Raw genomic sequence first — 26,627 nt, forward strand, 5'->3', positions numbered from 1 at the left:
CCCCTGAGGCAGTCAGTTGCAGTGAGAGTTGCCGACCAACGAACCAGTCGGACCATACGCAATCAGTACCGCGCTGCCGGGAGTACACATGCACATCAGGGGCGACCACGCCGAACTCGCAGTCGGGGGTCGCCTCGACGTGCGCAGCGCGGCGGACGCCCGTACGGTCCTGCACACCGCCCTCGACGACGGTCACGGCGACCTCGTGCTGGACCTCACCGGGCTCGACTCCTGGGACGCGACGGGCCTCGGCGTGATCATGGGCGCCCACCGCCGGGCCGGCCGGACCGGCCGGCGGCTCGTCCTGCGCGGGGTCCCGCCCCAGATGCAGCGGCTGCTCGTGGCCACCCGGCTGCACCGGATCCTCGCGATCGAGGGCGGGCTGGAAGCGGAGTCGCTGCCGCGCGCGTGACCTCCGCACGCGGTCCGAACACGGTCAGTACGCGGTCCGGACGCGATCCCGATGCGGGATCCGGATGCGGAGGACGTGAGCCCGGCTCCACGCGGCCCACGCAAACGTAACGGTCCGGTGGTGAAGGCACCCCTGCGGTTCACGCCCCACCGGGCACGGTCTAGGGTTCGGGCGGAAACCGGACCACTAGCGACAGCGGCGTGAGCGAAGGCCGGGCGAGACGAGGGCGCACGGCGCGATCGGGGGACTTGGTCATGGACCGCAGCAGCACACAGGGGCAGCCCGATCGGGTGGAGCCACCGGCGCGCGTGGTGACGCTGACCTCCGGGGACTTCACCCTCACGGTGAACCCCGTCGACGGCAGCGAGATCGTCCGCACGCACCGCCCCGGCGGCGTGCCCGCCCCCGCCCCGGTCAAGCGCGCCCCCGCCGCCCGCACCTCCGCGGCGGCCGCCGCGCGTCCGCCCGTACCGCCGGGCGCCCCGGCCGGGGCGCGGACCCTGCTGGGCCGGGCGGAGGAGCGCGAGCGCCTCGTACGCCTCCTCGCGCGCGGCCGCTCCGTACGGCTGACCGGTCCGGCCGGATCCGGTCGCACGGTGCTGCTCGACGCGGTCGCCGAGGCCTGTGCCGACCTCGCCCCCGACGGGGTCGTACGGCTCAGCGGGCAGGGCCACCAGCAGCCCGGCGAACTGCTCCAGGCGCTGTACGCCACCGTGTACGAGGCTCCGGCCGAACGCCCCGACCGGGCCGGCCTCCTCGCCCGGGTGGCGGAGATAGGCGCCGTCGTCCTGGTGGACGACCTCGAGATGGGCGGCACCGCCCTCGACGACCTGCTGCGGGCCACGCCCGAGTGCGCGTACCTGCTGGCCGCCACCCCCGACACCCGGGCCCCCTCCGACGACTCGCACCTCGAAGAGGTCTTCCTCGGCGGGCTGGCCCGCGCCGACTGCGTGACCCTGCTCGAAGCAGGCGCCGGACGGCCGCTCACCGACGAGGAGAAGGCCTGGGCGGGGGACCTGAGCTTCGCCTCCGAGGGCCTGCCCCTGCGCTTCGTCCAGGCGGCCGCGCTGCTGCGACAGCGCGACGAACTCAACCGCACCGACCGGGACGACGAGACCGCCGAGTACGACGAGCCCGGCGTCTTCGAGGAGAAGCCGCGCGACACCGTCTTCGTGCCGCTGCCGACGCTGGCCGAGGGCGCGGCCCCGGCGGAACTGCTCGCCTCGCGGGTCAGCGAGTCCGCGCGGGCCGCGCTGCGGATCGCCTGCGCGCTGGGCGGGGAGCTGCCGCACCACGCGCACCTGCCCGCGCTGGTCGGCGACACGCACGCCGACACGGCCGTCGCGGAACTGCTCGACTGCGGGCTGCTGACCCCCGTCGGGACCCGCTACCAGCTGGCCGCCGGGGTCGCGCGGCAGCTGGAGGACATCGGCTACGGGGACACCGCGGCCGAGGAGGCCCGTACGGCCGCCCGGCACTACGCCTGGTGGACCGGGAGCACCTCGGTCAGCCCCGGGCGGGTCGCCGCGGAGGCCGACGCGGTGCTCGCGGCGCTGGCCGGGGCCGATGTGGTGGCCGCGGTACTGCTGGCGCGGACGGCGGCCCCGGCGTTCGCCGCCTCGCTGCACTGGGAGGCCTGGGAGCGGGTGCTGCGCGCGGGCGCGGAGGCCGCGCGGAAGGCCGGCGAGGTCGCGGAGCAGGCGTACTTCCACCACGAGCTGGGCGTACTGGCCCTGTGCGAGGGCCGGCTCGACCGGGCACGGGCCGAGCTGGAGGCCTCGACCGGGCTGCGCGGAGCGCTGGCCGACAAGCGGGGGACCGTCGCGGGACGCCGGGCGCTGGCCCTGGTCACCGACCGGGAGGCGGCGGAGACCCCGGTCTCGCCGCCCCTGCGACTGGCTCCGCCGGATGCGGCTCCGGTTTCGGCCGTGGCTTCGGCGCCGGCCGGGCCTGGGCTGCCGGGTGCGGGGGCGCCGGGAGCGCCGGGTGTTCCGGGCGGCCTGCCGGTTCCCGGTGTTCCGGGTCTTCCGGCGGTGCCGGGGCTTGCCGGGCTCGCCGGGCCTCCCGGGCTTCCCGCGACCGGCGCGAAGCCGCAGGTCCCCGCGGTTCGCGGTGCTGCGGGGGCGCCGGCTGTGCCCGGTGTTCCCGGGACCGGCGTGAAGCCGCAGTTCCCGGCGGTTCGCGTACCTGAGGGGTCCCCGTTCGCGCCCGCGGCTGCGCGGTCTCCTGAGGTTCCGGGTGCTGCCGGTATGGCGGGGAGCGCGTTGGCCGCTGGTGCCGCTGCTGGTGTTTCCGGTGGCGCAGGGGGCTCGTTGGCGGCTGGTGCGGCTGGTGCGGCTGGTGCGGCTGGTGCGGCTGGTGTTCCCGGTGCTGCGGGGATGCTCTCGGCTCCCGGTGCTGCGGGGACGCCCTTGGCTGCCGGTGCTGCCGGGATGCCCTCGGCTCCCGGTGCAGCCGGTGTTGCGGGGATGCCCTCGGCTCCCGGTGCAGCCGGTGTTGCGGGGATGCCCTTGGCTGCCGGTGCTGCCGGTGCTGCCGGTGCTGCCGGTGCTGCCGGTGCTCCCGGTGCTGCCGGTGCTGCCGGTGCTGCGGGGATGCCCTTGGCTCCCGGTGCTCCCGGGGTTCGTGGTGCTGTCGGCTTGGGGTCCGCTCCGGTGGTGCCCTCGGCTCCCGTGACTCCGGCGACCCTGTCGAAGGCCCTCGCCGCCCTGCCCGCGGCGGGCCCCGGGGCCGCCCCCGCCGCCCCCGTACCCGAGCGTGCGGCCGTGCGGGCTGCGGACGGCTTCACGACGGTCGTGCCCGCGGTGGCGCCGGCCGGCGCCGTCGCGCCCGCGACCCTGGCCGAGGTGTTCGAGGACGCCTTCCCCCTCGCCCCCGAGCCGGCCCCGGCGCCCAGGACACTGCCCGAGCCGAAGGCGAAGCCCGACCGCAAGCCGCTGCTGCTGGCCGCGGCCGGGGCGCTGAGCGTCGTGGTGCTGGGCACGGTGGCCGCACTGGCGATGACCACCGACGAGAAGAGGCCTCCGGTGCAGGCGCCGGCCGTCTCCACGGCCCCGAGCTCGGACGAGGCACAGCCGAGTGCGTCGGACGCGAGCGGAAACGGTCCCTCGCCGGAGCCGGAGGCCTCGTCGCCCACCGCGCAGGCCTCGGGTACGACCCCGCCGCCGCGCAAGTCCCCCTCGGCGACCTCGACTCCGTCGCCGACCCCGTCGTCGTCGAGCCCGGTCACACCGCCTTCGCCGCCGGTGACGAGCTCGTCCCCGCCGGTGAGCAGCCCGCCGGCCTCCCCGAGCCCGACCGTGTCGACGTCCGCATCGCCCAGCCCCACCAACACGGTGCCGACGGACAAGCCGAAGCCTCCGACGGAGGAGACGGGCGAGACGGAGACCGCGGCCCCCTGACAGCCCGTACGGGGCGGTCGGCCGTTGCCGCCGCCCCGTAGGACTGGAACAGCGGGTCCTAGAACAGGCGGAGCTTGTCGTCCTCGATGCCGCGCATCGCGTTGTAGTCGAGGACGACGCAGTCCATGCCGCGGTCGTTCGCCAGGACGCGGGCCTGGGGCTTGATCTCCTGGGCCGCGAACACGCCCTTGACCGGCGCCAGGTGGGGATCGCGGTTCAGCAGCTCCAGGTAGCGCGTGAGCTGCTCCACGCCGTCGATCTCGCCGCGGCGCTTGATCTCCACCGCCACCGTCGCGCCGGAGGCGTCCCGGCACAGGATGTCGACCGGTCCGATCGCGGTCATGTACTCGCGGCGGATCAGCGTGTAGCCCTCGCCGAGGGTCTCGATCCGGTCGGCCAGGAGCTCCTGCAGGTGGGCCTCGACCCCGTCCTTGATCAGACCCGGGTCGATGCCCAGCTCGTGCGAGGAGTCGTGGAGGACTTCCTCCATGGTGATGATGAGCTTCTCGCCCGCCTTGTTGACGACGGTCCAGACGCCGGCGTCGTCACCGCTCCCCTCCTTGAGGGTGCAGGGCGGGGACATCCAGTTGAGCGGTTTGTACGCTCGGTCGTCCGCGTGGATCGAGACACTGCCGTCGGCCTTCACGAGGATCAGACGGGGTGCCGAGGGCAGATGGGCGGTGAGCCGGCCCGCGTAATCGACGGAGCAGCGGGCAATGACGAGACGCATGGTCGGCAACGCTACTCGACGACAAGGCCTGCACGCGATTCGCCCCCGAAAGCCCCGTTCGCGGATGGCGCGTTGTATGCGCATTCTCCTGGTGCGGTCCCCACCGGGCGCCTACCGTGGTGAGCGGGAGGTTGCGAAGCGTGCACGCTGCGTCGCGATCTCCTTCCCTGCCCGTAAGGCTCCGGCAACCCAATCGGCCGGAGTCGCGAGAGGAGAACCCATGTCGCTCGACGTCTCACCGGCCCTACTCGAACAGGCCGAGCGAGGCGAGGTCGACGAAGCCGCTTTCGTCGACTGCGTCCGGACCTCCCTGCCCTACGCATGGGAGATGATCAGCTCGCTGGTGGCCCAGCTCAAGGTGGACGGTGGACAGTTCGCCGACAACCAGACGCCGCCGCCGGACGAGCAGGCGCGTGGCCAGCTGCTGCGCGCTCTCGCGAGTGACGCGATACGGGGTGCGCTGCAGCGCCACTTCGGAGTGCGCCTGGCATTCCAGAACTGCCACCGGGTAGCGGTCTTCCCGCTGGACTCCTCGGTGGACGACCGGCTGGCCAAGTTCACTTCGATCCGTGGTCAGCTGCTCAACCAGTCGCCCGAAATGCGCGACTGTTAGCAGAGAAGACCGCACCGACAGCACGACCGCACGACCGCATTCCGCACTGCCGAACGACCGCACCGCCGCACGACCGGTACCTCGCTGCCGCTCCGGTGCCAACGGAGCGGCAGCCCTGGTCTCAGCCGAGCCGGGGCAGCACCTCGCCGCCGAGGCGCCGGACGTTCTCCTCGGTCGAGGCGAGATCCCCCGATCCTTCCGTCAGCAGGGCGAACCGCGTGATGCCCGTCCGCTCCGACGTGGCCGCCAGCCGGTCCGCCGCCAGCTCCGGTGTGCCCACGGGATGCAGATCGCACAGGAGCTCGGTGTACGCGACCGGGTCCCGCATCGCCCGCTGCCGTCCGTCCACCGTGACGTGCGCGTCCAGGCCCTGCTTGAGCCAGCCCGGCATCGCCTTCAGCAGTGTTTCGCGGGCGTCCGCCGTCCGGTCCGCCAGCTGGCAGACCCCGGCCGACACGTGGCCCGCCTCGGGCGAATGCCCCGCGGCCCGCGCCGTACGCCGCCACAGTTCGACCATGGCCGCCTTGTCCTCGTCGCCGCAGTGCATGCCCAGCAGCATCGGCAGTCCGCGCTCCGCGGCCATCCGTACCGAGCCGGGGGAGGTGCAGGCGACGATCAGTTCCGGCCCCGTCCCGTCCCCGTGCAGCGCTTCCGCAGCGCGCGGTACGACGGCCACTTCACGGAAGCCGTACCGGCCGCCGGCCGTGTCCCCGGCCCCCGGTGCCGCCGGTGTCCCCACGCGCGGTTCGGTCAGCCAGCGCCGCAGCAGGTCCAGGTCCTCCGGGAAGCGGTTCTCGTACGCGTCGAGCCCGCCGCCGAAGACCTCCAGGTCCACCCAGGGACCGCCCCTGCCCACCCCCAGGGTGAACCGTCCCTCCGAGGTCAGGTGCAGCAGGGCCGCCTGCTCGCCCAGGGCCACCGGGTGGGTGCTCGGCAGCACGCTCACCGCCGTGCCCACGCGCAGCCGCCGGGTGCGGCCCAGCATCAGGGCCGCCAGGGTCACCGCGGACGGACAGACCCCGTACGGGACGAAGTGGTGCTCGGCGACCCAGACAGAGTCGAGCCCGGCCTCCTCGGCCACCTCGGCGGTCCGCACCGCCCGGAGCAGTGCCTCGCCCTGTCCCTGGCCCGGGAACTGGGCGGCCAGTACAAATGCTCCTACGCGCATCGCCTTTAGCCTCCTCGCGGCTGACGCGGCCTCCCCCAGGCGGACCGTTTTCCTCACTGGCAACAACGTCTGACACGTGCCAAAGGCACGGCCTCACCGGAAAGTTATTGGGATTGTCAGGCCAGTCGCGCCGACCGGCCGCCCCGTACGGTGGTCGTCCTTCGGCCACCCTGCGGGTACCCCGGTTCGCTGCGCGTAGTCTGGGAGAAAGTCACTGCCGTCCGCCCATCCGTGAGGTATACGTGTCACCGCGCCACAACCGCCCCAGGGGCGGCGAGAATCCAGCCGATCGTTCGGACCAGGGCTCGGGCCCGGGCAGTCTGGACCGGTACGGCCTGGAGCGCACGGAGGAGTACCAGGGCGAGGACTGGAAGGTCCGGCACGTCGCGGGCGCCAGCGCCGCGGGCAAGCGCTACCGCTGCCCCGGCTGCGACCAGGAGATCCCTTCCGGTACCCCGCACCTCGTGGCCTGGCCCGAGTACGGCGGGGTCGACGACCGCCGGCACTGGCACAAGGCCTGCTGGAACGCGAAGGACCGCCGCACCTCCAAGGTGCAGCGGTCCCGCAACGCTCCCAAGTATTGAGTCGGAGGCGCTTGAGTCGGAGGCGCTTGAGTCCGAGCGCCTGAGTCCGAGCGCCTGGGCCGGAGCGCCCGAGTCAGACGTCCCGGCGGCCGGACACCAGGTACGAGGCGGCGACCGCGGTGCCCGTCACCAGCAGGATCAGCACCAGGTGGCTCAGGCTGCTCGGGTACGGCGCGCTCCCGTCGGCCGGGGCTTCGGTGCTGTCCAGCGGCATGCCGAACAGCGTGATCAGCGCCACCGGCGCGTTGTTCTGGAGCAGGGCCCGGCCCACCGGGGCGAGGGCCTCCCAGATGCTGAGCACCGCCCCTATCACCGGCGGCAGCGTGACGACCCCGAGCATCACGGCGATCGCCCCGGCGGAGTGCCGCACCAGCGCCCCGACCGCCAGCGCCAGCACGCCGAGCAGGGTGACGTAGAGGCTGCCCAGGAGTCCGGTGGCCCACTCGACGCTCGCGTGCGTCCCGGAGCCCCGGCCGTCGTGCAGGATCGACGCGGTCAGCCCGACCAGGCAGACGGACCCGGCCGTGACGAAGAAGGCGGTGCCGGCGAAGACGAGGTACTTCGCGGTGAGCACCCGGTACCGGTCGGGGGCGGCCGTGAGCGTGGTGCGGATCAGGCCGGTGCCGTACTCGGAGCTGATCGTCAGCACCCCGAGCACCATCACCGCCAGCTGCCCGACCAGCAGGCCGAACAGGGCCGGGGCGATGAACGGCATCTGCTCGTAGTCGGGGGAGGAGGTCTGCAGGATGACCGCGCCGCCGATGCCGACGACGAGCAGGACCAGGGCGCCGAGCGTCCACATCGTGGAGCGCACCGAGGTCAGCTTGGTCCACTCCGAGGCCAGCGCGTGTCCCAGGTGCGGCCGGGGGGTCGGCAGGGGCGAGGAGTAGCCGGCCGGGCCCTGGTCCCCAGAGGGCGGGGCGGTCGTCGGGGCGGTCATCGGGTGTCCTCGGGCTTCTGCGCGGGGGTGCGCACGGGGTCGGGGGAGCGCTCGGTCACGGCTTCGGCTCCACGCCCGGGACCGCGCTCGGCTCCGCGATCGGGACCGCGCTCGGGCTCGGGACCGGCGAGCTCGCCGGGGCTGGTGGGCATCAGGAACGGCCGGCCGCCGGTTCCGGGCGGCGGGGGCGCGAAGAAGCTCGCCGCAGGGACCTGGAGGGACTCGGCGTCCTCCTCGGCCTCCTCCTCCCACTTCGGGACGCTCAGCGGTTCGGGCTCCCACAGCTCGTTGCGCGGGTCCTCGGTGGAGGTGTACTCGACGGAGGACTGGGTCATCCGCATGTACGCCTCCTCCAGCGAGGCCCGGTGCGGCGACAGCTCCCAGAGCCGTACGCCGGCCGCGTGCGCGAGGTCGGAGATCTGCGGCAGCTCCAGCCCGGTCACCCGCAGCGCCCCGTCGGGCTCCCGCAGGACCCGGCCGCCCGCCCTGGTGAGGACGGAGCCGAGGGTGTCCCAGCCGCCGGGGTCGGTGTCGGCCGTGCGGACCCGGGCGAATCCGGCCGAATTATGGGTGATGAAGTCCTGGGTGCTCATGTCGGCGAGCAGCCGGCCCCGGCCGATCACGATCAGGTGGTCGGCGGTCAGTGCCATCTCGCTCATGAGGTGCGAGGAGACGAAGACGGTGCGGCCCTCGGAGGCGAGCCGGCGCATCAGATTGCGGACCCAGAGGATGCCCTCGGGGTCGAGTCCGTTGATCGGCTCGTCGAAGAGGAGCACCTGGGGGTCGCCGAGCAGGGCCGTCGCGATGCCGAGCCGCTGGCCCATGCCGAGCGAGAAGCCCTTGGCGCGCTGCCGGGCCACGTCCTGGAGGCCCACGACGCCCAGGACCTCGTCGACCCGCTTCTCGGGGATCCCGGAGAGCTGGGCGATCGACAGCAGGTGGGTGCGGGCCCGGCGGCCGCCGTGGACGGCCTTGGCGTCGAGCAGGGCCCCCACGTGCCGCTGGGCGTTCGGGAGCTCGCGGAAGGGCAGGCCGTTGATCGTGACCCGGCCGGACGTGGGCCGGTCCAGGCCGACGATCATGCGCATCGTGGTGGATTTCCCGGAGCCGTTGGGTCCCAGGAATCCCGTCACGTGACCGGGCTTGACCTGGAAGGACAGGTCGTCGACAGCGGTCTTCGCGCCGAAGCGCTTGGTCAGGCCGACTGCCTCGATCATCTTTGCTGCCCCTTGCCAGGCCGGGACGACTCTCGCCCGCGTAAGGGTTAAGAGGATATCCAGTCCCTTGCGGTTCCACGTCGTCCCGGACCCTGAGCTACCCCTGAGAACCGACCCGGGGATCCCCCGTAGTACGTCAGGCGTCCCTCTTCTTGAGGACGAGGTAGCCGCCGATGGCCGAGGCGGCCACCCACAGCAGCATGATCCCGAGGCCGCCCCAGGGGCCGTAAGGGGTCTCGGGGCTGCCCATGGCGTCCGGAATGACCTGCATGATCTTGGAGCCGGCCTTGTCGGGCAGGTACTGGCCGTACTTGCGGGTCACCTCGAAACCGCTGAGGAGGTTCGAGACGATCAGGAAGAACGGGATCAGGATGCTGATCGAGGCGACCGAGCTGCGCAGCATGGTGGCCACGCCCATGGAGAACAGGGCGAGCAGCGCCATGTACAGGCCGGCGCCGACGACCGCCCGCAGGACGTGCTCCTCGCCGATGCCGATGCCGCGGTCGCCCAGGATCGCCTGGCCGAGGAAGAACGACACGAAGCTGGTCAGTACCCCGACCAGCAGGGCCAGTGCCGTGGCCACGGCGAACTTGCCCGCCAGGAAGCTGCCGCGCCCGGGCACGGCGGCCAGCGAGGTGCGGATCATGCCCGAGCTGTACTCGGTACTGACGACCATCACACCGAAGACGATCATGGCCAGCTGGCCGAACTGCATACCGCTGAAGCTCAGCAGGGTGGGGTCGAAGGTGGCCTGTTCGACCTCGCTCAGATCGCCGAAGGTCGCGTTGACCAGGGCGGAGAATCCGGCGCCGAAGCCGACGGTGACGAGGAAGGCGAGGGCGAGGGTCCAGCTGGTGGAGGCGACCGTGCGGATCTTGGTCCACTCGGACTGGAGGACGGCGGAGAAAGCCATGATCACTCGCCGCCCTTGTGCTTCGCCTCGAAGCCGGCGCCCCACGCGGGTACGTCGGCCGGCCGGGCCGGGTTGTCGGACGCCATGCCGGGTCCCGGCGGGAAGCCGGCCGCCCCCGGTGCGTGGGCGTGGTACTCGACGGAGTCCGCCGTCATGCGCATGAACGCTTCCTCCAGTGAAGCCCGCTGCGGGCTGAGTTCGTGCAGCACGATCTGGTGCTGGGCGGCCAGCTCGCCGAGCCGCTCCGACTCCACGCCGTCGATCTCCAGGGCGCCGGTGGCCGGGACGCTGATCGCGTCGATCCCGGCCTCGTGCAGGACGTCCTTCAGCCGTTCATGCTGCGGTGTGCGCACGCGGACGTAACTGCGGGAGTTCTGCTGGATGAAATCGGCCATGGACAGGTCGGCTAGCAGCTTTCCCTGTCCGATGACGACCAAATGCTCCGCGGTCAGTGCCATTTCGCTCATCAAGTGAGAAGAAACGAAGATCGTTCTTCCCTCCGCCGCGAGCCCCTTCATCAGATTGCGGATCCAGAGAATTCCCTCCGGGTCCAGACCATTGACGGGCTCGTCGAACATCAGGATCTCCGGGTCGCCGAGCAGCGCGGAGGCGATACCGAGCCGCTGGCCCATACCCAGCGAAAAACCTTTCGACTTCTTCTTCGCCACGGCCGTCAGGCCGACCAGGTCCAGCACCTCGGAGACCCGGCTGCGCGGGATCCGGTTCGACTGGGCGAGGCAGAGCAGGTTGTTGTACGCGCTGCGGCCCCCGTGCATCGCCTTCGCGTCCAGCAGCGCCCCGATGTACTTCAGTGGCTCCGGCAGGTCCCGGTAGTGCTTCCCGTCGATCCGGACCGTACCGCTGGTCGGGTTGTCGAGGTCGAGCATCATGCGCATGGTCGTGGACTTGCCCGCCCCGTTGGGGCCGAGGAAGCCGGTCACCACCCCCGGTCTGACCTGGAAGCTGAGGTTGTCCACGGCGGTCTTCGCGCCGAATCGTTTCGTAAGGCCCTCAAGCTCGATCATTCCGCCACGCTAGAACGCCCGAGGGCCCTACGCCACCTCTTACAGGTGACGAAGGGCCTTCGGTGTCGAAGCGGATTGTCGCCTTCCGGCAACCCTCTGACGACTGACGACTGACGACTGACGACTAGCGGCTCTGCTGCGCCGGAACGCCGCGGGTGACCGGCTCGTCGTCGATCGGCGCGGACGCGGCGGCGACCGCGGCACCCGTCAGCGTCGCCAGCATCTCGCGGACGTTGGTGAGCTGCGCGTTGATCGAGTCGCGGCGGTTGGTGAGCGCCGCCAGCTCGCGCTCGGACTCGCTGCGGATCCGGTCGGCCTTGGCGTTGGCGTCGGCGACGATGTCCTCGGCCTGGCGCTGCGCGGTCTCCACGGTCTGGCGGGCGCGGCGCTCGGCGTCCGTACGGAGCTTCTCGGCCTCCAGGCGCAGCTGCTCCGCGCGGTGCTCGATCTCCGCGAGACGCTTCTCGGCCTTGGCCTGACGGCCCGCCAGGTCACGCTCGGACTGCTCGCGGCGCTTGGCCAGGTTGGTCTCGAAGTCCGCGGCGGCCTGGGCGGCCTTGGCGCGGGTCTCCTCGAAGAGCGCGTCGGCCTCCTCGCGCTTGGAGGCCGCGTCCTTCTGGGCCTCGGTGCGCAGCGAGGCGGCGTCGCCCTTGGCCTTCTCGACGATCCGGACGCCCTCGTCCTCGGCGGTGGACTTCCGGTCGGCGGCGAACGACTCGGCGTCGTTGCGCACCTGCTGGGCGGCCGACTCGGCGAGCTCGCGGTGCTGCTCGGCCGCGCGACGGGCCTCCTCACGGAGGTCCTTCGCCTCCTCCTCGGCCAGGCGCAGGATCTTCTCGACGCGGGCGCCGAGGCCGGCGTACGACGGCTCGGCGTCGTTCACCTGAGCCTGGGCGTTCTGCGTCTCGAGGTGCAACTCCTCGATCCGCTTTTCCAGAGAGTTGATACGTCCGAGGGCGCTGTCACGGTCGGAGACCAGCTTGGTGATGCGGTCGTCCACCTGACCGCGGTCGTAACCACGCCGCACGAGCTCGAAGCCGAAGGGGGAGGATGTGTCGCTCATGGGGTTCCTGTCGAATGAGACCGATGAGGTGCTACGCGGGGTGTTAGGTGTTAAGGGGAATCCTAGGCGCCAAGACGGCGTGTCATCGAGTCAATCCGCGTTTGATCTGGACAATGACACCCCTTTTGAGTGGCAAGGCGACAGAATGCTTGTCACTCGTTCGCCTGAACCTCCATCAGGAGCACAGAGTCGAGTGCGCTGACTAGCCCTCTGACGTCTTGCCACCCGATCGAGTGGAACCCGCTGTCGCACCGGCCTTCACGCCCCCCGCGCCCTGGCCGCCGACCCCGGGCTTTCCGCCGCCCGAAGGCGCCTCGAATGATTCCAACGCCTCAAGAACGTCCTGGACACGGGAGATCTCCGCCTGAATGTCCTCGCGCCTGCGCACGAGGACTTCCAGCTCGCGCCGGCCCTCGTCGACGAGCCGCTCGGCCTCCGCCGTCGCCTCCGCGAGCTTGCCCTCGGCGGCCCGGACCAGCTCGGCCTTCTTCTGCTCGGCCTCCTTGAGCAGCGCCTCCGCCTTGCGCACCGCGGCGATGCGGACCTTGCTCGCCTCGCTGCTCGCGTCCGACACCAGCTCCTTGGCCTTCGCGTCGGCCTCGACGCTCTGCTCGGTCGCCGCCCGCACCAGCTTGTCCACGCGCTCGCCGGCCGACTTCATCTGCTCGGCCGACTCGCGACGGGCCCGCTCGTGCAGCTCCTCGACCTCCGCCTCGACGCGGCCGCGCAGCTCCTCCGCACGATCCCTTATGGCCGACGCGTCGCTGCGCGCCCCGACCAGCAGCTCGTCGGCGTCCGTACGGGCCTTCTCCACGAGGGAGTTGCCCTCCACGGTCGCCTCCGAGGTGATCCGCGCGGCTTCCTTGCGCGCCGCGTCGACCATCGCGTCCGCCTGCTCCTCGGCCGCCGTCGTGGCGGCCAGCGCCTGCTTCTGCGCGTCCCCGGTGAGCTTCTCGGCCTCCGAGGAGGCCTCCGTGATGAGCCGGTCGACCTGGGTCGCGGCCTCGCTGCGGCGCTTGTTGGCCTCCTCGCGGGCCTCGTCCAGCACCCGCTCCGACGCGGTGCGCGCCTCGGTGCGGATCCGCTCCGCCTCCGTGGCGGCCTCGGCCTTGACCCGCTCGGCCTCCGACCGGGTGCGGGTCGCGTGCTCCTGCGCCGAGGACAGTGCCTCGGACGCCTCGGCGCGCAGCCGCTCGGCCTCGTTCGCCGCTTCGCCGACCGTGCGCTCGGTGTCCTTGCGGGTCTGCTCGGTGAGCCGGTCCGCCTCGGCGACGGCCTCGCCGATCAGGTGGTCCGCCTGCTCGGCGGCCTCGGTACGGATCCGGCCCGCCTCGGAGCGGGCCTCGTCCAGGATCCGCTCGGACTCCCGCTCGGCACCCGCCAGCGTCTCGTTGGCCGCGACCGTGACCCGGTCCGCCTCGGCGGTGGCCTCGCCGATGATCCGGCCGCCCTCCGCGCGGGCGTCGTCCAGCGTGCGCGCCGCCTCGGCGCGCTGCCGGTCGGCCTCCGCGGCGGCTTCGCCGACGGTGGCCTCGTTGGCCGTGCGCGTCTCCTCGACGAGCCGGTCGCCCTCGGCGCGCGCGTCGATGAGGATCCCCGTCGCGTCCCGCTCGGCCCCGGCCAGCGTCTGCGCGGCCTGCTCCGTGAGCCGCTCGGCCTGCGCCTTCGCCCCGTCCAGGGTGGCGGCCGCCTCGGCCCGCAGCGCCTCGGCCGCGGCCTCGGCCTCGCCGACGGTCAGCGCGTTGGCCGCGCGGGTCTCCTCGGTGAGCCGATCGGCTTCCGACGCCGCCTCGGTGATCAGGCGGTCCGCCTGCTCGGCCGCCTCCGTGCGCAGCCGGTTCGCCTCGGAGCGGGCCTCGTCCAGCGTGCCCGCGGCCTCGGTACGGGTCGCCTCGGCGGCGGCCTCGGCCTCGGCCGTGAGCCGCGCCGCCTCCGCCGCGGCCGCGGTGACCGTGGCCTCGTTGGCTGCGCGGGTCTCCTCGGTGCGGCGCTCCGCCTCGGCCGTGGCCTCCGCCACGATCCGGCCGCCCTCGGTGCGGGCGGCCTCCAGGGCTTCCGCGGCCTCGCCGCGGATCCGGTTGGCGTCGTCCCGGGCGTCGGCCTTCGTACGGGCCGCGTCGCGCTCGGAGGCGGCCAGCGCGTCGGTGGCCTCCGTACGCACCCGCTGCGCGTACTCCGCCGTGTCCGTGCGCAGCTGCTCGGCCTCGGCGATCGCGTCGCCGACCGTCCGCTCGGCCAGCGCCTTCGCCGCGTCCGTCTCGGTGCGCGCCTCGCTGCGGACCCGGTTGGCGTCCTCGGTGGCCCGCTCCCGCTCCGCGTACGCGTCGGCGCGGACCCGGCCGGCCTCTTCCTCGGCCTCCGTCTTCGTGCGCTCCGCGGAATGCTCCGCCGCGCTGCGCAGTCCCGCGACCTCTTCCTCGGCCTGCTCGTGCAGTCCGGCCACGGCTTCGCGCACCTGCTGGGCGGTGGCCTCGGCCGCCGCGACCACCTCGGACGCGCGCCGCTCGGCCTCCTCGGTGAGCCAGACGGCCTCGGCCGTGGCCTCCTCGGAACGCTTGCGGGCCTGGGCGAGGAGCTCCTCGCTCTCCTCCCGGGCCTGCGCCCGCTCGCTCTCCGCGTCCGTACGCGCCGAAGCCAGCGTCTCCTCGGACTCCCGGCGGCGCCGGGCGGCCTCCTCCTGGGCGGCGGCCAGCGCCTCCGCGGCCTCCTGCGCGACCCGCTCGGCGGCGGCCTTGGCCTCCGCGCGCAGCCGGTCCGCGGTCTCCTGCGCCTCGGAGCGCAGCCGCTCCGCCTCGGCCTCGGCCTCGCCGGTCAGCCGTACGGCGGCCTGCTCGGCCTCCGCGCGGACCCGGCCGGCGTCCTCGGCGGCGTCGGTGCGCAGCTGCTCCGCCTCCGCCTCCGACTGCGTCTGCAGCGTGCGGATCCGCTCGGCCGACTCCGCGCGGAGCCGGTCGTTCTCCTCGGTGGTCTCCTTGCGGATGTTCTCGGCGGCAGCCCGGGCGTCGCGCAGCGTCTGCTCGGCGGTCGTCAGGCGTCCCTCGGCGTCGGTGTGCAGCCGGACGAGCTCCTCGTCGGCCTCCTCCCGCTTCGCCGACAGCGCCCGCTCGGTCTCCTCGCGCCGCACGGCGGCCGCGGCGTCCGCCTCGGCCCGTACCGACTCGGCCTGCTCCTCGGCCTCCGCGCGCAGCCGGTCGGCCTCGGCGCGGGTCCGCTCCAGGGTCTCCTCGGCCTGCTTGCGCAGGGTGGTGGCCCGCTCGACGGCCTCGCCGCGGACCCGCTCGCTCTCGGTGTTCGCCGCCGAGCGCACCTCGTCGGCGTCGGCCCGGGACTTGCCCAGCAGCTCCTCGGCGGTGCGGGCCGCCTCCTCGATCTGCTGGACCGCCTCGCGGCGGGCCTCGCCACGGATCCGCTCGCCCTCGGCGACGGCCTCCGCGCGCAGCTGCTCGGCCTCGCCGCGCAGCCGGCGGGCCTCCTCCTGGAGTTCGACCGTACGGGCCCGGTACTCCTCCGTGTCGTCCTTCGCGGCGCCCTTGAGCTCATCGGCCGTGGCCGCGGCCTGGGCGCGCAGCCGCTCGGCCTCCGCCTCGGCCTCGCCGCGGATCCGCTCGGCCTCCTCGGACGCCGCGCGGGTGGTGGCGCGGGCGTCCTCCGAGGCCTTGTTCAGGACCTCCTCGGCGGTGCGGGCCGCCTTCGCGAGCTGGGCCGCCGTGTCCTCGGCCGCCGCGGTACGGGCCTGCTCGCCGGCCTCCTTGCGCAGCCGCTCGGTCTGCGCGCGGGCATCGGCGAGCGCCTGCTCGGCCTCGGCCTTGAGGGTCTCGGCCTCCTTGTTGGCCTCGCCGACCAGGCGGGCCACCTGCTCCTTGGCCGTACGGGTGCGCTGCTCGTTGACGGACTCCGCCGAGGCGAGCTGCCGTGCGGCGCTCTCCTTGGCCTCCGCGAGCAGCTTCTCCGCGGCCGCGCGTGCCTCGCGCAGGGCACCCTCGGCCTCCTGGGTGCGCTGTTCGGCGACCCGGCCCAGGTCCATCGTCTGGCGACGGGTCTGCTCGGCCTCGGCGGAGGTGGTGGAGCGCAGCCGCTCGGCGTGCTCGGTGGCCTCCTGGGCCTGCGCGGAGGCGGCGGTCAGCAGCCGCTCGGCCTCCTTGCGGGCGCGCAGCAGCGTCGACTCGGCCTCGGCGCGGGCGGATTCGTTCTCGGAGGCGAGCCGGCGGGTGGCCTCGGAGGCGACCCGGGCGGCCTCGGCGCGCGCGGTGTTCAGGGTCTGCTCGGCCTCGACGCGGGACTCGTCCATGAGCCGGCGGGCCTGCGCCTCGGTGCGGGCGCGCAACTGCTCGGCCCAGGCCACGTTCTCGTTGACGTGGGCTTCCACCGTCTGGCGGCGCTCGCTGAGCTCCTGGTCCAGGCGCTGGCGGCGGTTGACGGCCTCGGCGTGCAGCTCGGCCTGGAGCCGCGCCTGGTGCTCGGCGTGCTCCTGGAGGATGCGCTGGGTCTGCGCCCGTACGTCGCGCAGTTCGCGCTCGGCGTCGGAACGCATCTGATCGGCCTGGATCTGGGCATTACGGAGCAGCTGCTCCGCCTGATACCCCATGTCCGCGCCGTCGTAGGCGGGGCGGGACGCCAGGTTGCGGCGTACCTCGTGGAGCTTGGCGCGCAGCACCTCGACCTGGTACCCCAGGTCATCGGCGTGCTGGACGGCCTTCCCGCGTTCCTTCTTCAGCCGCTCCATCTCGGCTTCGAAGCGCGAGAGATGGTCGGCCTCGGCCTGATGGCTCTCCTGGCTTTCGTAGCCCCGCACAGCGCGGTCCCATCCGTCCCCTGGTCGCAAGCCCGATCCCAAACGAGCGCCGTCCGCCCGCTGAACGACGCCCCCGGGGAATGGTGTCAGATCCCGGGTCGGGCGATACAGGCCCCGACCCCGTCCCCGCACCGAACCCCGGCCGAGCCAAAGCCACTCTACCGGCCGGGGAAACGGGACATCAGTGCTCGGGGTTGCTCGTGACCAGTTCGGTGAGAACGCCGTGGCAGTCCTTGGGGTGCAGGAAGGTGATCGAGGAGCCCATCGAGCCGGTGCGGGGCTGGTCGTAGAGGACGCGGACGCCCTTGCCGCGGATGGCCTCCGAGTCGCCCTGGACGTCCTCGGTGCCGAAGGCGATGTGGTGGACGCCCTCGCCGTTCTTGGCCAGCCACTTGCCGACCGCGGAGTCCTCGCGGGTGGGCTCCAGGAGCTGGAGGTACGAGGCTCCGCCGTCGGAGGTCTCGTTGATCTTCAGCATGGCTTCGCGGACGCCCTGCTCCTCGTTGACCTCGGAGTGGAACACCTCGAAGCCGTACGTGGCACGGTAGAACTCAACCGTCTTGTCCAGGTCGAAGCAGGCGATCCCGATGTGGTCGATTCTTGTCAGCATGGACACAGTGCAGCGCTACCGGGGGCGGTTACGCAACGTGCGCGCGATCACACTGACGCGCCGGTGACGCCACGGGTACCGCTCAGTACATTCGGGTAAACCCTCGTTCACTCCTCATCTTCAAGGGGCTGTGCTCCATGTCCGGAACGAACAACACCACGTCAGTGATCGTCGCCGGGGCCCGCACGCCCATGGGGCGACTGCTCGGCTCGCTGAAGTCCTTCTCGGGTGCCGATCTCGGCGGCTTCGCCATCAAGTCCGCGCTGGAGCGGGCCGGGATCTCCGGTGACCAGGTCCAGTACGTGATCATGGGCCAGGTGCTCCAGGCCGGCGCGGGCCAGATCCCCGCCCGCCAGGCCGCCGTCAAGGCCGGGATCCCCATGAACGTGCCCGCGCTCACCATCAACAAGGTGTGCCTGTCGGGTCTCGACGCCATCGCCCTGGCGGACCAGCTCATCCGCGCCGGGGAGTTCGACATCGTGGTCGCGGGCGGTCAGGAGTCCATGACCAACGCCCCGCACCTGCTGCCGAAGTCCCGCGAGGGCTTCAAGTACGGCGCCGTCGAGATGCTCGACGCGATGGCCTACGACGGTCTCACCGACGCCTTCGAGGGCATTCCGATGGGTCTGTCCACCGAGACGCACAACACCCGCCTGGGCATCGAGCGGGCCCCGCAGGACGCGTTCGCGGCCACCTCCCACCAGCGCGCCGCCGCCGCGCAGAAGAACGGCGTCTTCGAGGCCGAGATCACCCCGGTCGAGATCCCGCAGCGCAAGGGCGAGCCGGTGGTGTTCTCGCAGGACGAGGGCATCCGGCCCGAGACCACCGTCGAGTCCCTCGGCAAGCTGCGTCCGGCCTTCACCAAGGACGGCACCATCACGGCCGGCACCTCCTCGCAGATCTCGGACGGTGCGGCGGCCGTGGTCGTGATGAGCAAGGCCAAGGCCGAGGAACTGGGCCTGGAGTGGCTCGCCGAGATCTGCGCCCACGGCAATGTGGCGGGCCCGGACAACTCGCTCCAGTCGCAGCCCTCCAATGCGATCCTGCACGCGCTGAAGAAGGAGGGCCTCGGCGTCGAGGACCTCGACCTCATCGAGATCAACGAGGCCTTCGCGGCGGTCGCCGTGCAGTCGATGAAGGACCTCGGAGTGACCCCGGAAAAGGTGAACGTCAACGGCGGCGCCATCGCCCTGGGTCACCCGATCGGCATGTCCGGCGCCCGCGTGGTGCTGCACCTGGCGCTGGAGCTCAAGCGCCGCGGCGGCGGGGTCGGCGCGGCCGCCCTGTGCGGTGGCGGCGGGCAGGGCGACGCCCTGATCGTCCGCGTCCCGTAGGGGAGGGGCGGCCGGCCGCCCGCACCCGTAGCCGTACCCGTATCCGTACGAGAACCGAGGAGCGCAGCACGTATGACGGCGGTGGACGTCCCCCAGCTGGTGGCCCAGGCCCGTGAGGGCAGGCCGCGAGCGGTCGCCCGGCTGATCTCGCTGGTCGAGGGGGCGTCCCCGCAGCTGCGCGAGGTGATGGCGGCGCTGGCGCCGCTGACGGGCAACGCGTACGTGGTGGGCCTCACCGGCTCCCCGGGCGTCGGCAAGTCGACCACGACCTCGGCGCTGGTCTCCGCGTACCGGCAGGCGGGCAAGCGGGTCGGCGTCCTGGCCGTCGACCCGTCCTCGCCCTTCAGCGGGGGCGCGCTGCTCGGCGACCGGGTGCGGATGTCGGACCACGCCTCCGACCCGGGGGTGTACATCCGCTCCATGGCCACCCGCGGCCACCTGGGCGGGCTCGCTTGGGCCGCCCCGCAGGCGATCCGGGTGCTGGACGCGGCCGGCTGCGAGGTGATCCTGGTCGAGACCGTCGGGGTCGGGCAGTCGGAGGTGGAGATCGCGGCGCAGGCGGACACCTCGGTGGTGCTGCTGGCCCCCGGGATGGGCGACGGGATCCAGGCCGCGAAGGCGGGCATCCTGGAGATCGGTGACGTCTACGTGGTGAACAAGGCCGACCGGGACGGCGCGGACGCCACCGCCCGGGAGCTGAACCACATGCTGAGCCTGGGGGAGTCCCGGGGCAAGGGCGACTGGCGCCCGCCGATCGTGAAGACGGTCGCGGCGCGCGGTACGGGCATCGACGAGCTGGTCGAGGCCTTGGAGAAGCACCGGGCGTGGATGGACGAGCGCGGGGTGCTGGCGCAGCGGCGTACGGCCCGGGCCGCCCGGGAAGTGGAGACCATCGCGATCACCGCCCTGCGGGCCCGGCTGGCCGACGTGCGCGGCGACGCCCACCTGGAGGCGCTGGCCGCGCGGGTCGCGCGGGGCGAGCTGGATCCGTACGCGGCTTCGGACGCGCTGCTCGCGACCCTGACGGAAGCGGCGGAATCGGATGCGGAGCCCGCGGGCCGGTCATAGACTGGCGAACGCCCGGAATGCCCCGACGCAGGGAGGTTTCATGGCGAAGCGCGGCAACAAGAAGCGAGCCCGCAAGAAGAAGAAGGCCAACCACGGAAAGCGTCCCAACGCCTGACCGTGAGCAGTGACCACGCACGGAAGCCGCACCCCGTCCACGGGGTGCGGCTTCCGTACGTGCGGGCCGGGCGGGGTGCTAGCCGTTGTCGTTGCTGTCGTTCTCGTCGTTGTCGTTGTCGTTGTCCGAGTGGGAGACGGTGGCCTTGCCGGACGTGGGGTCCACGTGGACGTTCGTCGTGCTGTCGCCGGACTTGACCTCCACGTCCCAGTAGGTCGTGTTGTTGTCGCCATCGTCGTCCCACTGCACCGACCTGACCTGGCCGGGATGGGCCGCGACCGCGGCCTTCATGGCCTCCTGGGCGGTGACCTTCGCGGCGACCAGGGCGGCGTCCTCGTCCCTGTCGTCGCTGTCCTGGTTCGAGTGCCTGACGGTGACCGTGGCTCCGGTGACGAGCAGCTCCTTGTTGCTGCCGTCCTCGCCGATCACGTTCACGTGCCAGACCGAGCCGTTCTCGTCGCGGGACCCGAGGGACTCGATGACTCCGGGGTGCCTCTCGAGGGCCGCCGCGGCGGCCCCCTCGGCATCGTCCGCGGCGCGCAGCGGTGCGGAAAGGCTGCCGGTGGCCGCTTCGGCCGTGGACGCGGCGGCGGCCGCCACCGGTCCTGCGACCAGCAGGACCGCGGCGGCCGCGGCCGACGAGATGTACAGGGTGCGCTTCATGGCGTGACCTCCTCAGGCCGGCCATGGCGCTTACGGTTGCTCGGCGGCGGCCGGCGAGCGAGCGTTACCACCCATTCTCCGGCCTGCGGCCGAGGACCGCCGCTCGGGGACCGGCCGGGGCTCAGGCCTTGCCGCGGCCCGCGCGCAGGTGGTCGGCGACCGGTCCCAGCGCGGCGCGCAGCGCGGCGAGGGCGTCCGGCGGGAGCAGGTCGATGAAGTGCCGGCGGACGGACGCCACGTGGTGCGGGGCGACCTTGCGCATCGTCTCCATGCCCTCGGGCGTGAGGACGGCGTAGAGCCCGCGGCGGTCGGACTCGCAGTTCACGCGGCGGACCAGGCCCGCCGATTCCATGCGGGTGATCTGATGGGAGAGCCGGCTCTTGGACTGCAGCGTCGACGTCGCGAGGTCGCTCATCCGCATCCGGTGTTCCTCGGATTCGGAGAGGTTCACGAGGATCTCGTAGTCGTTGTTGGTGAGCCCGAACGGCTGGAGGTCCCTTTCCAGCTGGTGGGACAGCAGTCTGCTGACGTCCAGGTGGGTGCGCCAGGCGCACTGCTCGGCGTCGGTCAGCCAGGGGGTGGCCGTCTCGGTCTCGATGGTCTCCATGAAAGAACTCTACCTAAGAAGTTGAATTACGTACAAAAATGCGGCGAGGTGAGAGGTTTCCTACAGCCCGAAGCGCCTCTGGATGTCACCCAGCTGCCCCGGCATGCGCGGTACGCCGAGCTGCCCCAGCGGGCCCTGTCCCTGGCCGGGAACGCCCTGGGCCTGGCCCGTGGCCGCCCCGGGCCCCACGGCCCCGATCGCCTGCTCCGGCATCAGCATCTCCGAGGACTGGAGCAGAACCGTACCCGCGCCCACGAACTCGAACTGGTGCTCCTCGCCCGAGGAGCCCCCGATGCCCGTCAGCGAGCGCAGGCCGCCGATCACGCCCGACATGTACCCGTGGTCGTAGTGGTGGCAGGGCGAGGGGCAGTCCGCCCACCCCACCAGCGCCTGCGGGTCCACCCGCAGCGGCGGCTCCATGAACACCACCGGACCGCTGGAGGCCGCCACGAACTTCCCGGTCCCGATCAGGGTGAGGAAGCCGGGGACGATCGACTGCTTCAGCGCGAGGGAGGGCTGGTAGGCGAGCAGGTTCCCCGACCGGATGGTCAGGTTGCCGTTGTCCAGGTCGTACGAGTTCACGTCGAAGGCCCGGTCGGCGAGCAGCATCTTGCCCTGGCCCTCGGCCACCACCCAGTCGCTCGCGTGCAGCGGCGAGTGGAAGCTGGTGCGCAGCAGCCGGTCGAACCGGCCGTGGCCGATGCCGTTGAACTCGATGCGCCCGTAGTAGGCGATCATCTTGCCCTTCTGCAGGAACCACTGGCTCCCCTTGAGCTCCACGCAGAAGGTGTAGGCGTTGACGTTGTCGTCCGACGGCAGGGTGTACGGGTCGAAGACCGTCGGTCCACCCGGGCCGCCGGTCACGGGACCAAAGTTCACAGCTTCTCCTCGGAGGCCTGTACGTACACCGCGCCCTGACCGGACAGCTCCAGCTGGAACGCCTCGCCCGAGCCGCGCCCGACCATGTCGCGCCAGCCCAGCGCCGTGGACAGCTTGTTGCGGACCTCGCCGTGATGGGCGACGTAGGCCTGCGGGTCCACGTGGATCGGGCGGCTCGGGGTGATCGGCAGCTCGATGACCCCGCCGTGGGCCATCACCGCCACCGAGCCGTGGCCCTTGAGGGTGGTGGTGAACAGGCCCTGGCCGGTCACCTGGCCGCGCACCATGCCCATGACCCCGCCCTGCGCGCCCATGAACATCGTGCCCTGCTGGAGGGTGCCGTCGAAGGCGAGCAGCCGGTCGGACTCCACGTAGAGCGTCTCGCCGGTGAGGCTGATGACCTGGATGTGGTGGCCGCCGTGGCCGAACATCACGGTGCCGCTGCCCTCGACCTCCATCAGCGGGACCTGCTCGTTCGCCACCCGGCGCCCGATCATGCCCATCACGCCGCCCTGGCCGCCGGTCAGGCTCGGGGTGAAGGAGACCTCGCCGCGGTACGCGAGCATCGCGCCGCGCTGGCTGTACATCTTCTGCCCCGGTACGACCTGGGCCTCGACCATCTTCGAGTTGATCTCGCGGAACGGCATCAGACGTCGCCCCCGATGGTGTTGCGCTCGCTGGGCTGCACGTACACCAGGCCCTCGCCCTCGAAGCGGATCTGGAACGCCTCGCCCGAGCCCTCGCCGATCAGCGTGCGGAAGGTCACGCCGGACTGGAAGGACTGCTGGAGGTTGCCGGTGTGCGCGATGTACGCGCCCGGGTCGACGGAGAGCGGGTACTGGGAGCTGACGCGCAGCACCACCGCCGGACCGTCGGAGGTGATCGCCGCCTGCCCGTTGCCCTCGACGGTGGTGGTGAACAGGCCGTTGCCCGTGCTCGCACCGCGCAGGCCGGTGAAGGTGGTGCCGGTGCGCAGGCCGGCATCGGTGCACAGCAGGTTGCTGGACTCGACGTACAGCTTCTCGCCGCGCAGATTGACCAGATTGATCTCACTCGCCCGGTCGGCGAAGAAGCAGGTGCCGTGACCCTGCACTTCCATCACGGTCATCTGCTCGCCGGTGAGCCGCCGGGTCACCATTCCGCGGAGGCCTTCGCCGCCGCCGGTCATCTTCTTGAAGGCCATCTGGCCGTCGTACGCGACCATGGCGCCGTTCTTCGCTTTCACGGCGTCCCCGGTCAGGTCGACGGCGAGCACCTTGCTGCCTTGGAGTCGGAACTGAGCCACGGGAAGACGTTATCCGCAGTGGGCGGCACCGAACAGGGCCCGTTGGCCGATATACGTCACGGTCCGGCACGATCGGGCACGGTCCGGCTCGGTCCGGTCGGGGTCCCGGCCCGGTCCGCCGGGACCCCGGGCCCCGCGCCAAGATCGCCCGGGGCGGCTGAGACACTGGGACGGACCCCCGGCATCCATCCCGAAGGTTCCACGTGGACATCAAGACCGCTTCCGCCCTGCACCGGCTGCGCCTCATCTCCGTACCGGAGGCGCTCTCGTTCCCGGCGCTGCTGCTCTTCGGCTCGGTGCTGAGCCGGATCTCGGACATCGACTACCTGATGATGCCGCTCGGCGTCATCCACGGGATCCTGTTCGTCATCTACGGCGTCTTCCTGCTGGACGTCTGGTTCAAGGCGAAGTGGCCCCTGAAGAAGGTCGCGCTGTTCTTCCTGCTGGCGCTGGTCCCCTTCGGCGGGCTCTACGGCGACCGCCTGCTCAAGCGCGACGAGACGGCCGGCGTGCTCGCCGCCCGCGCCCGTGAGGCGGCCCGCGCATGATGATCGCGTTCTCGGTGACCCCGCTGGGCGTCGGCGAAGAGGTGGGCGAGTACGTGGCGGACGCGGTCCGCGTCGTCCGCGCGTCGGGGCTCCCGAACCACACGGACGCCATGTTCACCACCATCGAGGGCGAAAGAGTACAGCTCTGAGGTCATGACGGAAGCCCCGGCCAGCACAGGGGGAGAGTGCCGACCGGGGCAAGCCCGACCACGCCGAACTGTCCTGCTCGCCGTCGCTCGGCGGGGCGGGAGCCTAGTACCTGCGATAGACGCGGATGGTCCGCTCAGCGACGCACACGGCCCCGTTGCGGAGGATCATCGTTCGGGTTGCTCCGGCCCGGTAGCGGAGATCGGCAATCGGGATCAGGTGCCCACCGGCTAAGACGTGATCACCGACTTTGAGTTCATGCGGCGGACAGTCCACGGGGGCCGTACCCGGCGGGATGCGGACCGGGGGCTTCTCCCGTGGCGCGCGCCGTCTAAGGGGCACACAGCATGCTGTACGGGCGATCCACTGAAACCCTCCCGAGTCCATCAGCCGCACCACTGTGGGGGCCGGGTAGAGCTTGACGATCTCGCCCCGGCTCTGCTGCTGCCGGTCGAACACCTTCTCACCCAGCTTGAAGCCGGTCACCGGGTCCGCCTCCGCTTGAGCCCCTGCGGGTCGGCACAGTCGATATGGCGGTACACCACCACGTCCGGCCCGTCAGGCTTCTCAAGGCTCCCCCGTCGGCAACGTTCAAGCGTCTTGATCGGCCTCATGCAGGCGGGGCACATCTCACCCGCCGGAGCGAAGGTCTCGTATTCGAACCGGGTTGCGTCGGTCTCGCTGCTGGTCGGCATCGCTGCGCCCTTCGGTCGTCTGCCCGTGCCGGAGATCGTCCCGCCAGTCAGCGCGAGCACACAGGGACGCAACGTCCTACTTTTCCGCCCTTAGGCGACCCCCAGGAACGTCGCCAGTTTCCGCAGCCCCGGGGGCCTTGCCGAGCCTGCCCAGAGATCAGACACGATCGCTACGGCCAAGGTGTGGTGCCGCATCCACCCTGGGGCCACCTGCCGCAACTTCTCAAGCGCCTTCACGGCTCCGGCTGCGTCCCCGATGTCGGTGTGCGCACGGGCTACGTCCAGCAGAAGCCACGTCCGCCACGACGGGGGAGTGTCCGGGCTGAGCCGCATTCCCTTGGCCAGGGAAAGGGCTTCCTCCGGCCGTTCGTGCTGGACGGCCAGGCGAACCCGCTCGATACGCACTGACGACCGGCTGAACACGGACACCAGTTTGCCGTCAACGGGAGGCGGGAGCGTCGCCAGACGGCCGGCTGCCTTCTCGGCCGTCACCATCATGTCGTTGGCGGTCTCGTAGTCGTCGCTGCGGGCGTACGACGTAGCCGCAGACATCAGCAGGCCGCCCCACACGCGGACACCCTCCGACGTGCCCGTGTGCTCCCGCTCCACCCCGTCCGCAGCGTGTACGGCCAGACTTCGGGCATCGTCCAGCCGGGCCTGGCGCTGGTAGGCCCACGCCACGGAGTTGGAGACCATCGGCGCTAGCAATGGGTCCGACGAATCCCCGGCGGCAGCGTAGGCACGCTCCAGTGCGGACAGTGCCAGGTCGGTCTTACCGAGCCGGATTGCGAGGTGCCCGCCGAGCTGGAGTGCCTTGCCCAGTGCTGCTTGACCGGCTGCGCGTTGTTCGGGATTTCCCACCGCAGCGAGTAGGCGCGCGTCAGCGATGATGCCCGGCAGAACGTCCATGAGCCGGCCGAACTCCGCCGAGTGGTACAGCGTCCACCCCTCCGCCAGTTCGGCCCGCAGAAGGGGCAGTGAGAGCTGTTCAACCCCCGCTGGCTCAACAGGCGAAGCGAACAAGGGCGGCATGATCGCACGTCGCACGGCTACGAGCTGAGGCGGTTCGGCATCGCCGCTGGACGGTACGCCGGGCGGATCCCCCAGCAGGCCCGTCAGCTCCACACCGAGCCCCTTGGCGAGTGAATGCAGCGTGGGTAGGCGGGCGCTGTGCTTCCGGTGCTGCTCAAGTTTCCGGATCACGTCCACGGACACGCCGGAACGCTCGGCAAGCCCCTCTTGAGTGAGGTCAGCGAGTCGGCGCAGTCTGGCCATGCGGTCGCCCAGGTGCTCAGTAGCCATGAATCAGAAGCTACGCCCGAGTGGTGCGTCTGTGTGATCGACGCCAAAACCCGTACAGGGAGCGGCCCGCCATCACGTTGCGGTCCCTGATCTGCCCCTTACGGACCCCCTCCCCACCCCTTAACAGGGTCGTTCTCGGGTGCCTTGCGGGGCATTCCCACTGATCAAGTGGCCAATGGCACCGGGGAAAAGGGCTTGCACCTAGCGCGCGCATCCCGAGCTTGGGCCGGGATCGCCGGAGGGCACTTCGGCTGAACTTTGAAGGCACCCTCCTCTCGGTGGCCTCAACGCCTTGTTTCGGCCCCGGGTTCCGGCCAGCCGCCGGCCCTAACCTCTGCCGCCTCGGGCCTGGCGGTCCAGGAACTCGATCACTCGCGTTTCCGAACGTAGAAGTCGCTCTCGCTGCTCAGGAGGGAGAGAAGCCAGTAGGTCGACCAGGACTCGCTTTCGGGTGACGTACACCATGTTGCCGGAGTAGATCCGGCAGCTAGAACACCAGGTGAGTCCGATGCAGCG

Annotated in this window: 23 protein-coding genes and 2 pseudogenes; 9 read left to right on the forward strand and 16 right to left on the reverse strand. The window is 71.7% G+C overall.

Translation table 11 applies throughout. From position 1 onward, the window contains the following. The first annotated feature begins 88 nt into the window (after nucleotides 1-88). Together OG435_RS30675 and OG435_RS30680 are read left to right on the forward strand one after the other, a co-directional pair. Nucleotides 89-412 (forward strand): STAS domain-containing protein, encoded by a 324-nt coding sequence (locus OG435_RS30675; protein ID WP_243336243.1) that lies wholly within the window; start codon nucleotides 89-91, stop codon nucleotides 410-412. A 254-nt stretch (nucleotides 413-666) separates the two neighbouring features. After that, nucleotides 667-2,499 (forward strand): annotated as a pseudogene (locus tag OG435_RS30680) (ATP-binding protein); the annotation flags it as partial. Between the two features lie 1,372 nt (nucleotides 2,500-3,871). Here OG435_RS30680 and nucS read toward each other — a convergent pair. After that, on the reverse strand, nucleotides 3,872-4,543 hold the full coding sequence (gene nucS / locus OG435_RS30685) for an endonuclease NucS (protein WP_266881159.1): 672 nt from the start codon (nucleotides 4,541-4,543) through the stop codon (nucleotides 3,872-3,874). Nucleotides 4,544-4,763: 220 nt separating this feature from the next. Here nucS and OG435_RS30690 point away from each other — a divergent pair, with 220 nt between their 5' ends. Next, nucleotides 4,764-5,156 (forward strand): SCO5389 family protein, encoded by a 393-nt coding sequence (locus tag OG435_RS30690; protein WP_243336246.1) that lies wholly within the window; start codon nucleotides 4,764-4,766, stop codon nucleotides 5,154-5,156. Between the two features lie 121 nt (nucleotides 5,157-5,277). Here the strand turns inward: OG435_RS30690 and OG435_RS30695 are convergent, their stop codons facing one another. Then, the gene (locus tag OG435_RS30695; RefSeq protein ID WP_266881160.1) at nucleotides 5,278-6,324 is read right to left on the reverse strand and encodes an LLM class flavin-dependent oxidoreductase; all 1,047 of its coding nucleotides are present in this window, start codon (nucleotides 6,322-6,324) and stop codon (nucleotides 5,278-5,280) included. 242 nt (nucleotides 6,325-6,566) lie between these two features. Here OG435_RS30695 and OG435_RS30700 point away from each other — a divergent pair, with 242 nt between their 5' ends. Beyond that, nucleotides 6,567-6,908 (forward strand): ATP/GTP-binding protein, encoded by a 342-nt coding sequence (locus tag OG435_RS30700; protein ID WP_254384262.1) that lies wholly within the window; start codon nucleotides 6,567-6,569, stop codon nucleotides 6,906-6,908. 73 nt (nucleotides 6,909-6,981) lie between these two features. On the opposite strand, the gene OG435_RS30705 is transcribed toward OG435_RS30700, so the two are convergent. The 7 genes from OG435_RS30705 to mce form a co-directional block, all read right to left on the reverse strand. After that, nucleotides 6,982-7,848 (reverse strand): ABC transporter permease, encoded by an 867-nt coding sequence (locus tag OG435_RS30705; protein WP_266881161.1) that lies wholly within the window; start codon nucleotides 7,846-7,848, stop codon nucleotides 6,982-6,984. Further along, nucleotides 7,845-9,065: an ABC transporter ATP-binding protein gene (locus OG435_RS30710; RefSeq protein ID WP_266881162.1), complete on the reverse strand. Its 1,221-nt coding sequence runs from the start codon at nucleotides 9,063-9,065 to the stop codon at nucleotides 7,845-7,847. Before OG435_RS30710 ends, OG435_RS30705 begins: the two co-directional genes overlap by 4 nt. 136 nt (nucleotides 9,066-9,201) lie before the next feature. After that, nucleotides 9,202-9,978, reverse strand: a complete 777-nt coding sequence (locus tag OG435_RS30715) for an ABC transporter permease subunit (RefSeq protein ID WP_430625718.1) — start codon at nucleotides 9,976-9,978, stop codon at nucleotides 9,202-9,204. A gap of 2 nt (nucleotides 9,979-9,980) precedes the next feature. Continuing rightward, on the reverse strand, nucleotides 9,981-11,003 hold the full coding sequence (locus OG435_RS30720) for an ATP-binding cassette domain-containing protein (protein WP_266881163.1): 1,023 nt from the start codon (nucleotides 11,001-11,003) through the stop codon (nucleotides 9,981-9,983). Nucleotides 11,004-11,127: 124 nt separating this feature from the next. After that, the gene (locus OG435_RS30725; RefSeq protein ID WP_243336252.1) at nucleotides 11,128-12,066 is read right to left on the reverse strand and encodes a cellulose-binding protein; all 939 of its coding nucleotides are present in this window, start codon (nucleotides 12,064-12,066) and stop codon (nucleotides 11,128-11,130) included. Nucleotides 12,067-12,268: 202 nt separating this feature from the next. Continuing rightward, entirely contained in the window at nucleotides 12,269-16,858 is a 4,590-nt protein-coding gene (scy, locus tag OG435_RS30730; protein WP_266881164.1) for a polarized growth protein Scy, read from the reverse strand. Between the two features lie 181 nt (nucleotides 16,859-17,039). Beyond that, nucleotides 17,040-17,468, reverse strand: a complete 429-nt coding sequence (mce, locus tag OG435_RS30735; RefSeq protein ID WP_008738238.1) for a methylmalonyl-CoA epimerase — start codon at nucleotides 17,466-17,468, stop codon at nucleotides 17,040-17,042. Nucleotides 17,469-17,605: 137 nt separating this feature from the next. Here mce and OG435_RS30740 point away from each other — a divergent pair, with 137 nt between their 5' ends. The 3 genes from OG435_RS30740 to OG435_RS50765 all read left to right on the forward strand — a co-directional run bounded on the left by OG435_RS30740 (nucleotide 17,606) and on the right by OG435_RS50765 (nucleotide 19,985). Further along, nucleotides 17,606-18,802: an acetyl-CoA C-acetyltransferase gene (locus OG435_RS30740; protein WP_266881165.1), complete on the forward strand. Its 1,197-nt coding sequence runs from the start codon at nucleotides 17,606-17,608 to the stop codon at nucleotides 18,800-18,802. A gap of 72 nt (nucleotides 18,803-18,874) precedes the next feature. After that, nucleotides 18,875-19,870, forward strand: coding sequence for a methylmalonyl Co-A mutase-associated GTPase MeaB (gene meaB, locus OG435_RS30745; protein WP_266881166.1), 996 nt, complete (start codon nucleotides 18,875-18,877; stop codon nucleotides 19,868-19,870). A gap of 40 nt (nucleotides 19,871-19,910) precedes the next feature. After that, on the forward strand, nucleotides 19,911-19,985 hold the full coding sequence (locus OG435_RS50765; protein ID WP_099895366.1) for a 50S ribosomal protein bL37: 75 nt from the start codon (nucleotides 19,911-19,913) through the stop codon (nucleotides 19,983-19,985). Between the two features lie 78 nt (nucleotides 19,986-20,063). On the opposite strand, the gene OG435_RS30750 is transcribed toward OG435_RS50765, so the two are convergent. The 5 genes from OG435_RS30750 to OG435_RS30770 form a co-directional block, all read right to left on the reverse strand. Next, on the reverse strand, nucleotides 20,064-20,648 hold the full coding sequence (locus OG435_RS30750) for a PepSY domain-containing protein (RefSeq protein ID WP_266881167.1): 585 nt from the start codon (nucleotides 20,646-20,648) through the stop codon (nucleotides 20,064-20,066). Between the two features lie 121 nt (nucleotides 20,649-20,769). Next, on the reverse strand, nucleotides 20,770-21,246 hold the full coding sequence (locus OG435_RS30755; RefSeq protein WP_266882228.1) for a MarR family winged helix-turn-helix transcriptional regulator: 477 nt from the start codon (nucleotides 21,244-21,246) through the stop codon (nucleotides 20,770-20,772). A gap of 69 nt (nucleotides 21,247-21,315) precedes the next feature. Then, complete coding sequence (locus OG435_RS30760) at nucleotides 21,316-22,119, reverse strand: AIM24 family protein (RefSeq protein ID WP_266882230.1); 804 nt, start codon at nucleotides 22,117-22,119, stop codon at nucleotides 21,316-21,318. An 11-nt stretch (nucleotides 22,120-22,130) separates the two neighbouring features. Next, entirely contained in the window at nucleotides 22,131-22,781 is a 651-nt protein-coding gene (locus OG435_RS30765) for an AIM24 family protein (protein ID WP_266881168.1), read from the reverse strand. Further along, nucleotides 22,781-23,419: an AIM24 family protein gene (locus tag OG435_RS30770; RefSeq protein ID WP_266881169.1), complete on the reverse strand. Its 639-nt coding sequence runs from the start codon at nucleotides 23,417-23,419 to the stop codon at nucleotides 22,781-22,783. Before OG435_RS30770 ends, OG435_RS30765 begins: the two co-directional genes overlap by 1 nt. A 203-nt stretch (nucleotides 23,420-23,622) precedes the next feature. Here OG435_RS30770 and OG435_RS30775 point away from each other — a divergent pair, with 203 nt between their 5' ends. Together OG435_RS30775 and OG435_RS30780 are read left to right on the forward strand one after the other, a co-directional pair. Continuing rightward, the gene (locus OG435_RS30775; protein WP_266881170.1) at nucleotides 23,623-23,967 is read left to right on the forward strand and encodes a DUF3817 domain-containing protein; all 345 of its coding nucleotides are present in this window, start codon (nucleotides 23,623-23,625) and stop codon (nucleotides 23,965-23,967) included. After that, nucleotides 23,964-24,101 (forward strand): annotated as a pseudogene (locus OG435_RS30780) (thiamine-binding protein); the annotation flags it as partial. The gene OG435_RS30775 and the pseudogene OG435_RS30780, both read left to right, overlap by 4 nt. A gap of 118 nt (nucleotides 24,102-24,219) precedes the next feature. On the opposite strand, the gene OG435_RS30785 reads toward OG435_RS30780, so the two are convergent. Both OG435_RS30785 and OG435_RS30790 read right to left on the reverse strand, forming a co-directional pair. Beyond that, entirely contained in the window at nucleotides 24,220-24,600 is a 381-nt protein-coding gene (locus OG435_RS30785; protein ID WP_266882327.1) for a hypothetical protein, read from the reverse strand. Between the two features lie 299 nt (nucleotides 24,601-24,899). Further along, on the reverse strand, nucleotides 24,900-26,111 hold the full coding sequence (locus OG435_RS30790) for a helix-turn-helix domain-containing protein (protein ID WP_266881171.1): 1,212 nt from the start codon (nucleotides 26,109-26,111) through the stop codon (nucleotides 24,900-24,902). Nucleotides 26,112-26,627 lie beyond the last annotated feature (516 nt).

Source organism: Streptomyces sp. NBC_01264, from assembly GCF_026340675.1.
GTDB lineage: Bacteria > Actinomycetota > Actinomycetes > Streptomycetales > Streptomycetaceae > Streptomyces.